This window comes from Acidovorax sp. CCYZU-2555 (genome assembly GCF_018413525.1).
Lineage (GTDB): Bacteria > Pseudomonadota > Gammaproteobacteria > Burkholderiales > Burkholderiaceae_C > Comamonas.
The window spans coordinates 14,523-28,097 of record NZ_JAHCDD010000006.1 but is presented as its reverse complement, the minus strand read 5'-3'; the positions used below and the strand labels follow the sequence as shown (position 1 = coordinate 28,097).

The 13,575-nt window shown below is 67.0% G+C and carries 12 protein-coding genes and 1 other RNA gene; 8 read left to right on the top strand and 5 right to left on the bottom strand.

Features of this window, described 5'->3' with window-relative positions; all coding sequences use genetic code 11:
* Nucleotides 1-25: 25 nt before the first annotated feature.
* Complete coding sequence (locus KHY18_RS03300) at nt 26-1,867, bottom strand: ABC transporter ATP-binding protein (RefSeq protein WP_213294303.1); 1,842 nt, start codon at nt 1,865-1,867, stop codon at nt 26-28.
* Between the two features lie 166 nt (nt 1,868-2,033).
* Nucleotides 2,034-2,951 (bottom strand): cysteine synthase A, encoded by a 918-nt coding sequence (cysK, locus tag KHY18_RS03295; RefSeq protein WP_213294300.1) that lies wholly within the window; start codon nt 2,949-2,951, stop codon nt 2,034-2,036.
* A 131-nt stretch (nt 2,952-3,082) separates the two neighbouring features.
* On the opposite strand from cysK, the gene rnpB reads away from it, so the two are divergent.
* Nucleotides 3,083-3,413: RNase P RNA component class A (gene rnpB / locus KHY18_RS03290), an RNA gene on the top strand.
* A gap of 175 nt (nt 3,414-3,588) precedes the next feature.
* On the opposite strand, the gene KHY18_RS03285 is transcribed toward rnpB, so the two are convergent.
* From KHY18_RS03285 to KHY18_RS03275, 3 genes are read right to left on the bottom strand one after another with little or no spacing between them, the layout of a single operon-like run.
* Nucleotides 3,589-4,332, bottom strand: coding sequence for an RNA pseudouridine synthase (locus KHY18_RS03285; protein ID WP_213294297.1), 744 nt, complete (start codon nt 4,330-4,332; stop codon nt 3,589-3,591).
* Nucleotides 4,319-5,992, bottom strand: coding sequence for an MBL fold metallo-hydrolase (locus KHY18_RS03280; RefSeq protein WP_213294295.1), 1,674 nt, complete (start codon nt 5,990-5,992; stop codon nt 4,319-4,321). Before KHY18_RS03280 ends, KHY18_RS03285 begins: the two co-directional genes overlap by 14 nt.
* Before the next feature lie 46 nt (nt 5,993-6,038).
* Nucleotides 6,039-6,428 (bottom strand): DoxX family protein, encoded by a 390-nt coding sequence (locus tag KHY18_RS03275; protein ID WP_213294293.1) that lies wholly within the window; start codon nt 6,426-6,428, stop codon nt 6,039-6,041.
* Between the two features lie 340 nt (nt 6,429-6,768).
* Here KHY18_RS03275 and KHY18_RS03270 point away from each other — a divergent pair, with 340 nt between their 5' ends.
* The 7 genes from KHY18_RS03270 (at nt 6,769) to KHY18_RS03240 (ending at nt 13,421) form a co-directional block, all read left to right on the top strand.
* A complete protein-coding gene (locus tag KHY18_RS03270; RefSeq protein WP_213294290.1) occupies nt 6,769-7,356 on the top strand; it encodes a BPSL1445 family SYLF domain-containing lipoprotein in 588 nt (195 codons plus the stop codon).
* 240 nt (nt 7,357-7,596) lie between these two features.
* Nucleotides 7,597-8,469 (top strand): diaminopimelate epimerase, encoded by an 873-nt coding sequence (gene dapF, locus KHY18_RS03265; protein WP_213294288.1) that lies wholly within the window; start codon nt 7,597-7,599, stop codon nt 8,467-8,469.
* Nucleotides 8,466-9,191, top strand: a complete 726-nt coding sequence (locus KHY18_RS03260) for a DUF484 family protein (RefSeq protein WP_213294286.1) — start codon at nt 8,466-8,468, stop codon at nt 9,189-9,191. Before dapF ends, KHY18_RS03260 begins: the two co-directional genes overlap by 4 nt.
* 3 nt (nt 9,192-9,194) lie before the next feature.
* Complete coding sequence (locus KHY18_RS03255; RefSeq protein WP_213294285.1) at nt 9,195-10,256, top strand: tyrosine recombinase XerC; 1,062 nt, start codon at nt 9,195-9,197, stop codon at nt 10,254-10,256.
* A 28-nt stretch (nt 10,257-10,284) separates the two neighbouring features.
* Complete coding sequence (locus KHY18_RS03250) at nt 10,285-11,322, top strand: LacI family DNA-binding transcriptional regulator (RefSeq protein WP_213294284.1); 1,038 nt, start codon at nt 10,285-10,287, stop codon at nt 11,320-11,322.
* Between the two features lie 78 nt (nt 11,323-11,400).
* Nucleotides 11,401-12,381: a Bug family tripartite tricarboxylate transporter substrate binding protein gene (locus tag KHY18_RS03245; RefSeq protein WP_213294283.1), complete on the top strand. Its 981-nt coding sequence runs from the start codon at nt 11,401-11,403 to the stop codon at nt 12,379-12,381.
* A 17-nt stretch (nt 12,382-12,398) separates the two neighbouring features.
* Nucleotides 12,399-13,421: an alpha/beta fold hydrolase gene (locus KHY18_RS03240; RefSeq protein WP_213294282.1), complete on the top strand. Its 1,023-nt coding sequence runs from the start codon at nt 12,399-12,401 to the stop codon at nt 13,419-13,421.
* The last annotated feature ends 154 nt before the right edge of the window (nt 13,422-13,575 follow it).

Genomic DNA, 13,575 nt, shown 5'->3' with positions numbered 1-13,575 from the left:
GGATTAGGCCCGCCAGGGCGCGTGGTCACAAAGGGCCGTCGATGGGCTCGCCCAGGAAGCCGCCGCTCTGGTGGGCCCACAGCCGCGCGTAGACGCCGCCGAGTTGCAGCAGCTGCTGGTGCGTGCCTTCTTCCACGATGCGGCCCTTGTCCATGACGATCAGCCGGTCCATCGCGGCAATCGTCGACAACCGGTGGGCGATGGCGATCACGGTTTTGCCTTCCATGACCTTGTAAAGGCTTTCCTGGATCGCGGCCTCGACTTCGGAGTCGAGCGCGCTGGTCGCTTCGTCGAGCAGCAGGATGGGAGCGTTCTTGAGCATCACGCGCGCGATCGCCACGCGCTGGCGCTGGCCGCCCGAGAGTTTGACGCCGCGTTCGCCGACCTGGGCGTCGAGGCCCTGGTGGCCGTGGCGGTCATTGAGCTGGGCGATGAAGTCGGCGGCCTCTGCGCGCGCGATCGCGGCCTGCAGGTCGGCTTCGCTGGCGTCGGGCCGGCCGTACAGGATGTTGTCGCGCATCGAGCGGTGCAGCAGCGAGGTGTCCTGCGTGACCATGCCGATCGCCTGGCGCAGGCTGTCCTGCGTGACCTGGGAGATGTCGTGGCCGTCGATCAGGATGCGGCCCGAACGCAGGTCGTGAAAGCGCAGCAGCAGATTGACCAGCGTCGACTTGCCCGCGCCCGAACGGCCGATCAGGCCTATGCGTTCGCCGGGGCGAATCGTGAGGTTCAGGTGTTCCATCACGGCCTTGCCGTCGCGGTAGCCGAACGACACGTCGTCGAACACGACTTCGCCGCGCGTGACCTGCAATGGCCGCGCGCCTTCGATGTCGCGCACGGTCGGCGGATGGGTCAGCGTGTTGATGCCGTCCTGGATGGTGCCCACGCTTTCGAACAGGCTGGTCATTTCCCACATCACCCAGCGCGCATGGCCCGAGATGCGCAGCGCCATCGCGGTCACGGCCGCGACCGCGCCCGCGCCCACCTGGCCCTGCATCCAGAGCCACAGCGCCAGGCCGCTGCTGCCAAGAATCAGCAGCACGATCAGCACATGGTTGACGATTTCGAACTGGCTCACGAGCCGCATCTGCGCATTGCCCGTGAGGCGGAAGGCTTCCATCGCCGAGCGCGCGAATTCGGCTTCGCGGCGCGTGTGGGCGAACAGCTTGACGGTGGCGATGTTGGTATAGGCGTCGGTGATGCGGCCTGTCATCTGCGAGCGCGCGTCGGCCTGGGCCTTGCCCACGGCGCCCAGCCGCGGCACGAAATAGCAGCAGGCGGCTATATAGGCGGCGGTCCACAGCAGCAGCGGCACCAGCAGCCAGGTGTCGAAGCCCGCGGCCAGCACCATCATGGTCACGAGATAGACCGTCATGCCGACGACGATGTCGGTGGTCGTGAAGATCATGTCGCGCACGGCCAGCGCGGTCTGCATGATCTTGGTGGTGATGCGGCCCGCGAACTCGTCGGCGTAGAACGCCATGCTCTGGCCCAGCATCAGCCGGTGGAAGTTCCAGCGCAGGCGCAGCGGGAAGTTGATCGCCAGCACCTGGTGCTTGACCATGGTCTGCAGCGCGATCAGCCCAATGCTCAGCACCATGATCGCCACCAGGCCCCACAGTGCGTCGCCCTGTTCGGCGAGCAGATTGGCGGGCTCGACGCGCGTGAGCCAGTCGACCACGCGGCCCATGACCGCGAACAGCCAGGCTTCATAGGCGGCCGTTACCGCAGCGAGCAGCGCCATGCCCAGCACATAGCCGCGCAGGCCCTGGGTGCAGGCCCAGACGAACGCCAGGAAACCGCGCGGCAGGGCCGCGGGCTCGGTCGCGGGGTAGGGGGGAATGCGTTTTTCGAAGAATCCGTACAAGTTCAGTCCCTTTGTTGACCAGTGATGTTAGGCCGTGGGGCTGGTTTGTGGCGCGCTTGTCGGCTATTCCCTGCGCAGCGCAGGTGTTGGTCATGACGCCGCACAAAAGACAAAAAAATAGGACACCGCCCGCGCGGTGTCCTTGTTGCGGCGCGCGCGCCGGAGGTCAGGTCGGCAGGAAGCCGTCGACCGACAGGTAGCGTTCGCCGGTGTCGTAGGAGAAGCCGAGCACGCGGCTGCCGGCCGGCAGTTCGGGCAGCTTCTGGGCGATGGCGGCGAGCGTCGCGCCCGACGAGATGCCGACCAGCGTGCCTTCCTCGCGCGCCGCGCGGCGCGCGTATTCGCGTGCGGGTTCGGCTTCGACCTGGATCACGCCGTCGAGCAGGCTCACGTCGAGGTTCTTGGGAATGAAGCCCGCGCCAATGCCCTGGATGGGGTGGGGCGCGGGAGCGCCGCCCGAGATCACGGGCGAAGCCGCGGGTTCGACCGCGAACACCTTGAGGTTGGGGAACTTGGCCTTGAGCTGGCGCGCGACGCCGGTCAGGTGGCCGCCCGTGCCCACGCCGGTGATCAGCACATCGAGGCCGTCGGGGAAGTCGGCGATGATTTCCTGAGCGGTCGTGCGCTCGTGCACTTCGACGTTGGCCGGGTTCTCGAACTGCTGGGGAATCCAGGAGCCCGGCGTCTGCGCGGCGAGTTCCTCGGCGCGCGCGATCGCGCCCTTCATGCCTTTTTCCTTGGGCGTCAGGTCGAAGCTCGCGCCATAGGCGAGCATCAGGCGGCGGCGCTCGATGGACATGCTGTCGGGCATGACCAGCACCAGCTTGTAGCCCTTGACGGCCGCGACCAGCGCCAGGCCCACGCCGGTGTTGCCGCTGGTGGGTTCGATGATCGTGCCGCCGGGCTGCAGGCGGCCGGATTTCTCTGCGTCCTCGATCATCGCCAGCGCGATGCGGTCCTTGATCGAGCCACCGGGATTGCTGCGTTCGGACTTGATCCACACCTGGGCGGCCGCGCCAAACAGGCGGTTCACGCGCACGTGGGGGGTGTTACCGATGGTTTGCAGAATGCTGTCGACTTTCATGGCATCTCCTTGGCGATGGCTTGTGTAGATCGCACATTCTGGCGCAGTTGATCTGCGTTCTGGTCATATTCTTATGCCCTGAACACAGGCGTCGGGTGCGGGGCATTGGGACTGGGCGATAATCGCGGCGTGAAGTTCACCAGACCGCCGCTGGTGCTAGTGCCGAAAGGCCGCACTGGAGGAACGTCCGGACTGCATAGGGCAGCGTAGCAGCTAACGGCTGTCCACCGTGAGGTGAGGATCAGAGCAACAGAGACGAGCCGCTTCAGTGCGGGTGAAACGGGCAATCTCTACGCGCAGCAATACCAAGTAGGCACACGTTGACGGGGCCCCCGGAGTGTGCGGGTAGGTAGCATCGAGCTGGTTGGGCGACCACCAGCCAAGAGTAATGGCGGTCACGCAGCCGGTTTTCGCAAGAGAGCCGGCGGTGCACAGAATCCGGCTTATCGGTGGACTTCACACTTTTCATGCAAAAAGCGCCTGGCTTTCGGTCAGGCGCTTTTTCTTTTTCCAGGGCGGGACGTTCATCCTTCGACAAGCTCAGGACGAACGTGGGGAAGGCCCGCTGTTTCTTGTCAATGCATTGCGAGAACTCTGCTTGCTTACCGCGCTCAGGGCGAACGGTTCCTCGACAGGCTCAGAATTTTTCCCAGGGCAAGAGATATCGCCACTGGCCTTCGGGCAGCTTGGCCATCGACACCCGGCCCACGCGCAGGCGGCGCATGCTGATCACCTGCAGGCCCACTTGGGCGCACATTTCGTCGATCTTGTCGGGCCAGAAGCCCTTGATCGCGAAGCGCAGATGGGTTTCGTTCTGCCAGCTGACCTTGGCCGGCGGCAGCGGCTGGCGGTCGGAGATCAGGCCGTGGCACAGGCGCTGCAGCCCGCCTTCGTCGATCTGGCCCTTGACCCCGACCACGAGTTCCTGCTCCAGCGCATAGGCGTCTTCCTGCAGCTTGCGCGCGATGCGCGGGTCCTGGGTGTAGATCACCAGTCCGCTGCCGGGCACCGGGATGGGCAGGAACGCGAGCTGGTCGTCGAAATGGCGTGAAAGAACGCGCACCGGCGCGGGCGCGTCGTATTCGGCGAGGTTCTTTTCGGTCAGCAGGCTGCGTGCGCTGGGCACGCGGCCATAGGCTTCACCCTGGGTATAGCCCGCGGGCTTGTGCAGCAGCAGGGTCACGGGCGGAATGGCTTCGGCCTTGGCGCCGGGCGCGAGCCGGATCTGCTGGTCCGGACCGATATGGGTGCCCGGAACGAGCACGACCTGGCCGTCGACCTGCACATGGCCGGCTTCGATATACAGCTCGGCTTCGCGGCGCGAGCAATTTTGTTGTTCCGCCAGTCGCTTGGACAGGCGGACGGATTCAGTTTGAGACATGCCGCAAGCCTAAGGCACGAATGCGTTCCACATGGGCCAAAAGGGATCTTTCTGCAATCGGCCACAGTGCCGGGGGCGCATCGTCATAGGCCAGGCGCACCCAATCCTGGGGCGTGCCGTCGGGCGCGGCGTGCATGGCGCGCAGCACCTTGGCTTCGCGCGCGAGCCGATGGGCCTGCAGCCGGGCGATCACGCGGCGCGCGTCGCCGAGCACATAGCCATGCGCGGGCAGGATGAATTCGACGCCTTGCAGCGCGCACAGCGTGTCGAGCCGCGCGAGCGCGTCGAGGTAGTCGGCCATGTTGCCGTCGGGCGGGTCGATCACCGTGGTGCTGCCGTTGAGGATATGGTCGCCGCTGAACAGCAGCGCATCTTCCTCGAGCAGAAAGCAGACATGGTTGGCCGCATGGCCGGGCGTGAAAATCGCCTGCAGCGTATGGCTCACCGGGCCGTCGGGGCCGGCGCCGCTGAGCACCAGGCGTTCGCCGTCGACCAGCGGCTGGTCGGGCGTGAAGCGGCTTGTGGCGCGCGCGGTCGGTGCCGACGGCAGGCCGCGGATCGCCGCGACGGGACGGCCGGCGTCGGCCAGCAGCGCCTGCAGCAGCGCGGCTCCTGGCGAATGGTCGGCGTGCGAATGGGTGCAGACGATATGCCGGATGTCGCCGCCCGCGGCGTCGAACAGCCGGCGCACATGCCCTGGGTCGCTCGGGCCCGGATCGATGGCGATGAAGCCGGTCAGCGTGTCACCGACCAGATAGCTGTTGGTGCCCGGCCCGGTCATCACGCCGGCGTTGGGCGCCGTGAGACGCTGCACATTGCGCCGCAGCGCCACGGGCTGCGTGGTCTGCCAGTCGAGCGGGTGGAAGACCTGGCCGTCGGGGCTCACCAGCGCGAGTTCGCCATAGGCCGACTCGTCTTCCATGTGGCGCCGCTCCTGGCCACCGATCAGGCCGGTGCGCGGGCAGCAATCCCATAGCACCTGTTCGTGGGCCAGGGCCGCGAACACCGCGTCGGTCGAGCCGAAGTGGGCCAGTTTCTCCAGCGTCTTGATGGTCGGGAAGATGATGGGAAACACGCCTTCGGCAAAGCGCTGCAGGGCCACGGCCGGCGTGATCCACTGGGGCTCGAATTGCTCGCTCTCGTCGGCCACGGGCGTCTGGCCTTCGGGCATGCGCGCGACGAGGAACTGCGTGGCGAAACGCTTGGGTTGGGTGCGGTCCGCGGTCCAGTGGGCGAGCGCGTACAGCTCGTCGGCGGCCAGCGTCAGACCGCGTGCCGTGCATTGCGCGACAAACGGCGCGGCGCGGTCGAACGTGGCGATGTCGCTGCTGTCGGCCATGCGGCCGTCGGCATGGCGCGCCAGCAGTACGCCCAGCTCCTCGAAGCTTTCGCGGATCGCGGCGATCGCCTGCGTCAGGTGGGCATCGCTTTGCCCCGTGCGGCGCGCGGCCGCCGCATGCGACAGCGCATCGAGCGCGTCGATGCCGCCGCCGGGGAATACATAGGCGCCGGGCAGAAAGCTGGCCGTGGGCGAGCGCCGCGTCATGAGCACTTCAAAGCCCGCGCCGTCACTTCGGTCGCGCAGCAACAGCACGGTGGCCGCGGGGCGGGGATCGGCGGGGGCGCGCTGGTCGCGCAGGAGCTGGCTGGGACGGGTCATGGGCGTGGGTTCAGGAAGAGAGCAGGGCGCAGCGCTGTTCGTGCGCCTATTTGCCTTTGGAGTAGCCGAGCGCCACCACCAGGGCCGTGACGATGAAGAAGGCCTGCAATTCGAGGGCCCAGCCGCCCGAGTTGCCTATCGACAGGAATTGCCCGGTATGCACCAGCAGCAGTGCGACGATCATGTTGCCGACGACGATCAGCGCCGCGGGCACGACCCACAGGCCGATCAGCAGTAATACCGGTGCGACCACCTCGCCGAGATAGACGCCATAGGCCAGCCATGAAGGCAGGCCGTGGCCCGTGACCATTTTCTCGATGCCACCGATGCCATGCGTGATCTTTGCCCATCCGTGGAACAGCAGCAGCAGCGCGAGCGTGATGCGCAGCAGCACCATGGCGGCGCGGGGATGGTGCAGATGGGACCAGAAATTCATGGTTTGACTCAAGGAAAGATGGATCGGATGGCGGGCCGTCGATCGGCCGTCGCCGCAAGAAAGCGATCTTCGCAGTTGTGCCACAAGAAGGCGCGCGCCACTGTTGCATGCGCGCCAATCCCCAACTGCACCAAGCCTGGGCGTTGTGTGAAGGTCAGCAACGCATGGCCGCAGAAGATTAATGGCGCAGTGCTTGTAGGCCGGGAGGCTGAGCTGCATGCGCGATGAAACAAATGGCGTGAACACATCTAGGATGACTTCAGGCCGGTGCAAAACCGGCCATCACAACCGCTTGCGACATTCTTGTCCGCAGGCACTGTTTTCACCAGGAGGAATTTCCATGATGTCCCAGTCCGTTCGCTCTTTGTTGATCGCTGCAACCGTCGCCGCCGGCGGCTTGGCCATGGTCGGCTGCACCACCACCAGCCCCTCCGACGTGCAGGCTTCGCCGCGCGCCACCGGCAGTTCGATCGATGCCCAAGTCGATGCCACCTTGACCCGTCTCTACGCCACCGTCTCGGGCTCGCGCGAGTTGGTCGCCCGCTCCAAGGCCGTGCTGGTCTTCCCGACCGTGGTCGGCGGCAGCTTCGTGGTCGGTGCCGAGCATGGCCGTGGCGCCTTGCGCTCGGGTAGCCGCACGCTGGGCTACTACAGCACCACCGCCGCCTCGATCGGCTGGCAGGCCGGCGGTCAGTCCAAGGCCGTTGTCTACATCTTCAACACCCAGGAGGCGCTCGACAAGTTCGTCAACGGCAATGGCTGGTCGGCAGGCGTAGACGCCACCGTGGCCGTGGGCCGCGTGGGTGCCAATGGCGTGATCGACACGAACACCGCCCAGGCGCCGGTGTCGAGCTTTGTGATGACCAATGCCGGCCTCGAAGCCGGGGTGTCGCTGCAAGGCGCACGCATTCACAAGATTAACTTGTAACACCCCCTGAGCGGCTGACGCCGCTTCCCCCTCTCATCCTTCGGTGGAGGGGGGCGCCCGGCCAGGGACGACAGCCTCGCTGCGGGGCGGCCCTTGCTCGCTGTCTCCATGCTGGGCTGCGCCAGTATCAAGGATAAGCCGTCAACTTTTGACTGCTGTGGGCAGGAGTAATGCAGCCCTTCTTGGCCATCGGGGCTCGTGTCATGGGTGTGGCACGCGACTGGCGGATAATCGGCCACCATGCAAATCCGCTTCACCAAGATGCAGGGCGCGGGCAACGACTTTGTCGTGCTCGACGAAACGCAGGGCCCGCAAGGCCTGTCGCCTGCCCAGTACCGTTTTCTGGCCGACCGCCACTTTGGTGTCGGTGCCGATCAAATCCTCAGCGTACGGCCCGCGCCGGCCGAAGGCATTGATTTCGAGTACGTGATCCACAACGCCGATGGCGGCGAAGTGGAGCAGTGCGGCAATGGCGCGCGCTGCTTCGCGCGCTATGTGCACGACCGCGGCCTGACCGATAAAAAAGTGATACGCGTGCAGACGCTGTCCGGCGTGATCGCGCCCGAGCTGGCTGACGACGGCCGCGTGCGCGTCGACATGGGCCGGCCCGAGCTGCGCGCTGAAAAAGTGCCTTTCGATGCCGCCGGCCTCGAGCCCCGCGCGGCCGGCCAGGCCCAGACCTGGCCGCTGGCGCTGGACGCGGGCGCTTCGACCCAATGGATCACGCCTGTCTCCATGGGCAACCCGCACGCTGTGCTGTGGGTCGACAATGTCGACACCGCGCCCGTGGCGCAGCTGGGCCCGCAGATCGAACAGCACCCGCGCTTTCCCCAGCGCGTCAACGCCGGCTTCCTGCAGCGCGTGAGCCGCAGCGAAGTGCGGCTGCGCGTCTACGAGCGCGGCGCGGGCGAAACCCTGGCCTGCGGCACCGGCGCCTGCGCCGCTGTCGTCGCGGGCATACGCCAGGGCTTGCTCGACACCCAGGTCCAGGTGCATACGCGCGGCGGCCTGCTGAGCATTGCGTGGGCGGGTGGCGACGACGACAGCGTCTTCATGACCGGCCCCGCGACCTTTGTTTTTGACGGACAGATCGAACTTCCCGAAGCACCATGAACGACAGCACCAGCATCGACCACGCCTTGTCCACCAGCGAAGACAGCATCGCCTCGTACCTGACCCAGGTTCCTGACTTCTTTGAACGCCATGCCGAAGTGTTGACGGGCGTGCGCCTGACCAGCGTGCATGGCCACCGCGCGGTGAGCCTGCAGGAGCGCCAGGCCGAGATGCTGCGCGACAAGATCAAGGGCCTGGAGCAGCGCATCATGGAGATGATGCGCAACAGCAGCGAGAACGCGACCATCGCGCAGAAGATCCACCGCTGGAGCTGCGATCTCGCGGCCGTGGTCGAGACGCGCGATCTGCCGCATGCGATCACCGAAGGCCTGCGCCAGGTGTTCGACGTGCCCGAAGCCGCGATCCGCGTGTGGGATGTGGCGGCGCCGTTTTCGGGCGCGCTGTTCACCATGGGCGTGAGCAGCGATGTGAAGGCCTTCGCCTCGTCGCTGACGCTGCCGTTCTGCGGCCCCAACCTGGGCTTCGAGCCCGTGGGCTGGCTCACGCGCGTCGACTCCGTGCAGTCGCTGGCCTTGCTGCCGCTGCGCGCCGGCCCGCTGAGTTCGCCGTCGCCGGCGTTCGGCATGCTGGTGCTGGGCTCGCCCGACCCGCTGCGTTTCGACGCCACCATGGGCACCGAGTTCCTGATGCGCATTGCCGAGCAGGCGAGTGCGGCGCTGGCGCGCATGCGTCCGGTCACGCGCACGCTGGCTTCGGTCTGAGCCATGGACCGCGCGGCGGCGCAGGCCGCCGAGCCGGCCCCGGCGCTGCCTGCGGTCGCGCTCGACTACCTCGCGCATGCGCGTGTCGAGAAGCGCCTGGCCGCGCGCACGCTCTCGCTTTACACGCTTGACCTGCAAAAACTGGTCGTCTTCGCGCAGGCGGCCCAGGTCGAACTGCTGGCGCTGCAGGTGCCGCATATCCGCCGTTTCGCGGCGCAGATGCACAGCGGCGGGCGCAGCGCGCGCGGCATTGCGCTGATTCTTTCGGGCTGGCGCGGCTTTTTCCAGTGGGCTGCACGCCAGGGCCTGGTGCCCATGAATCCCGTCGACGGCGTGCGCGCGCCGCGTGCGCCCAAGCCGCTGCCCAAGGCGCTGGGTGTCGAGGATGCATTGCAGCTGATGAATTATGTAAATGCCGGCGCCGGCGCCGGGCCGCCCCAAGCCGGCGCGCGGCTCCCTCGGGGGGCAGCGACCCGCGAAGCGGTGGAGCGTGGGGGCCATTTCGATCCCTGGATCGAAGCGCGTGATGCCGCTATGGCCGAGCTACTTTACAGCAGCGGCCTGCGCGTCGCGGAACTCGTAGGCCTCGACGTTGCCCCCGGCCCTGACACCGAACGGCTGGCGCGCGGCTGGATAGACTTCGCGGCCGGCGAAGCGCATGTGCTCGGCAAGGGCAGCAAGCGGCGTATCGTTCCCGTGGGCAGCGCGGCCTTGCAGGCGCTGCAGGCCTGGCTCGCGCTGCGCGCCCAGCCCTTCGCTGCGCCGGCGACGCCGGAGCCCGCGTTGTTCATAGGCCGGCGCGGCGCGCGGCTCACCGCGCAGTCGGTCTGGGTGCGGCTGCGTGAACGCGCGCGCCAGGCGGGCCTGACCACGTCGGTGCATCCGCATGTGCTGCGGCATTCGTTCGCGAGCCATCTGCTGCAGTCGAGCGGCGATCTGCGCGCCGTGCAGGAACTGCTGGGCCATGCGAGCATCGCGACCACGCAGATCTATACGCGGCTCGACTTCCAGCACCTTGCCCAGGCCTACGAGAACGCCCATCCGCGCGCGCGCCGCAAGCGCTGAAGGCGCGCCGCCGTACTAGAATTCGCCCATGGTTTCCGACGACTCCGGCTCTTCCCTGCGATCCCGCCGCCGCAGCACCGGACAGGTCACCATCAGGGATGTCGCGCAGCTCGCGGGCGTCGCGGCCATCACCGTCTCGCGCGCGCTCAGCAATCCCGGACTGGTGTCCGAGTCGGTGCGCGAACGCGTGCAGCAGGCGGTGCAGGCCAGCGGCTATGTGCCCAATCTGATCGCCGGCGCCCTTTCCTCGGGCAACAGCCGTCTGGTCGCGGCGCTGGTCCCGGCCATTTCGACATTGACGCTGCATCCACTGCTGCAGGCGCTCGAAGAGACGCTGGATGCGCATGGCTACCAGATGCTGCTGGGCCAGACCGGCTACAACAATGAGCGCCTCGATTCGGTGCTCGAGACTTTTCTCGGCCGGCGACCCGCGGCATTTGTGTTGACCGGTCTGCTGACGGGCGAAGACCGCAGGCAAAGGCTGCGCGCCAGCGGCGTGCCGGTGGTCGAAACCTGGGACTTCGCGCCCGATCCCGTGGATATGCTTGTCGGCTTTTCGCATGAGGACATGGCGCGCGCTGCGGCGCGCTATTTCCACGAACGCGGGCGCCGCCATATTGCGTTGTTGAGCGCCGACGACACGCGCTCGCTGCAGCGCCGGCAGGGCTTTCTTGCCGCGGCGCAGGAGCTGGGCCTGCCCGCGCCCAAGGTGCACATGGTCAAGGCGCCCGCCACCTTGCGCAGCGGGCGCGAGGGGCTGGCGCAGTTCCTGGCTGCGGGCGGGGGCGTCGACAGCGTGTTTTGCAGTTCCGACATGCTGGCCATGGGCGTGCTGATCGAAGCGCAGCAGCGCCGGCTCAGCGTGCCGCACGATCTGGCGATATTGGGCGTGGGCGACCTGCCGTTCGCTGCCGATCTGGAACCCGCGCTTTCCTCGGTACGGCTGCATGGCGCCGCGATGGGGCAGCGCGCCGCGCAGTGCGTTTTGGCGCGCCTCGACGGCCAGCCCCGCGCGGCCGTGGTCGAGAACACCGGCTTTTCCATCATCACCCGGGGCACGACCTGATCCCGTAAAAACCCCTACGGGATTTTTTGTTTGCTTCCAGTATGGTACCGGTACCATTCATTAAAACAGGAGACAAACATGCAGCCTCAAGATCGCCGCGCCTTCATGGCCGCGCTGGGCGCCGGCCTGGCCGCCTTGCCAACGCTGGGCCACAGTCAGCCCGCCGCCTGGCCCGCAAGGCCCGTGAAACTCATCGTGCCGGCTGCCGCGGGTGGGGCCTCGGACCGCCTGGGCCGCATGCTGGCGCCCGACTTTCTCAAGGCCCTGGGCCAGCCCCTGGTGGTCGAAAACCGCGCCGGCGCGGGCAGCACGCTGGGCACGAGCGTGGTGGCGAGCGCCGCGCCCGACGGCTACACGCTGCTGCTCAGCGGCGTCTTCAACTCGATAGGCGCCGGCCTCTACAAGCTCAAATATGATTTCCTGAAAGACTTCATCCAGGTGGCGCCTTTGGCTTTCGGGCCCAACGTGCTGGTCGCGCGCCCCGAGTTTCCTGCGGACAGTCTCGCGCAGCTGGTCGCACGTGCCAAGGCCGAGCCGGGGGCCATCAACTTCGCCAGCGGTGGCGTGGGCACTTCGGGCCATCTCACGATGGAGATGTTCCAGCACGCCGCCAATATCCGTTTCACGCATGTCGCCTACAAGGGCGGCGCGCCGGCCTTGCAGGACGTTCTGGCCGGCGTGACGCCGCTGATGGCGATCAATCAGGATGCCGCCTTGCCCTACATCAAGACCGGCAAGCTCAAGGCCCTGGCCGTGTCCAGCGCGCAAAGGAATCCCGCTTATCCGAACGTTCCGACGTTCGTCGAGGCGGGCTACAGCGATGTGGTGGCAATGTCCTGGGGCGGGGTCGCGGTTCCCAGGGGAACGCCGGCGCCGGTGGTGGAGAAACTGCGCGCCGTGGTCCAGACTGCGCTGCAGCGCCCCGAGATCCGCGCCGCGCTGGAAGCCGACGGCTGGGTGGTGGCAAGCATGGCGCCGGCCGAATTCGATGCCTTTGTGCGCAACGACACGGCAAGAATGCTGCGCATCATTCGCGACTCCAACGTCAGCGCTGAATAACAACAATGATCCATCCTGTGAATGAATCCGACGCGCGCATCTCCATTGGCCCCTTTGCGCTGGGCAGTGGATACCTACTTCCAGAGGTCACGGTGGCCTACGCGACGCATGGCCGGCTGGCCGCAGACGGGCGCAATGCCATTCTCGTCACGCATGGCTATACCGCCAGCCATCAGATGCTCGCGCACGGCGCGGGCGTGGCCGAAGGGTCGTGGGCGCCGTTGATCGGTCCGGGAAAACCGCTCGATACCGAGCGCTTCTTCATTGTCTGCTCGAACATCCTGGGCTCCAGCTACGGAACCACGGGCCCGGCCAGCACGGACCCGCGCAGCGGCAGGCCGTACGGCCACGATTTTCCCGACATCACCTTCACCGACATCGTGGGCGTGCAACGCCGGCTGCTCGAGCGCCTGGGAGTGCGGCACCTGCGCGCCGTCGTAGGGCCTTCGTATGGCGGCTTTCAGGCGCTGCAGTGGGCGGTGGACCATGCCGACATGGTCGACGCCATCGGCGTCATCGCCTCGGCGCCATTTTTTCCGCGCAACGAGTACACCGACCTCGGCGTGCTGCAGGCGCAGCTGGGCGCCGACCCCGCCTGGCGCGCCGCTGCCTATCCCGGGCGCGGACAGATGCGTGCCACGCTGCATGCGCTGCGCGTGAAGACGCTGATGACCTACGGAATGGACGCGGTGCTCCAGGACCAGGGGCTGGATGCGGCGGCGCGCGCCCAGCGCATCGCCGCGATGGCCGATGGCTGGGCGCGCGACTTCGATCCGGGCTCGCTGGTGGTGTTGCTCAAGGCGGGGCTGGCTTTCGACGTGCGCGCGCGCCTGCACGAAATCCGGGCCGATGTGCTGCACGTCATTGCCTCGACGGACACGCTGTTCCCGCCCAACGAGGAGCATGCCTCCGACCTGGTCGTGCCGGGCGCTAAGCTGCGCTATGTGGAGATGGACACGCCGTATGGGCACACCGCCACCGGGCCCGCGCATGCGCTTTGGAGCGATGCACTGCGCGAGTTGCTGGATCACAGGACTTAGAACCTGTCGCCAGGAAGTCTTGTCGGGCGCGGTCGCGGCCGCCTCCGGCATGCGCTCGCGCGCAGCGGGGCATCAATGCCTCTTGAATCCGCCGCTAAACTCCCCACATTCCCTGTTTCAGGCAGGGCCTGCGGCCCGCTGGGGTGCGCAGGCG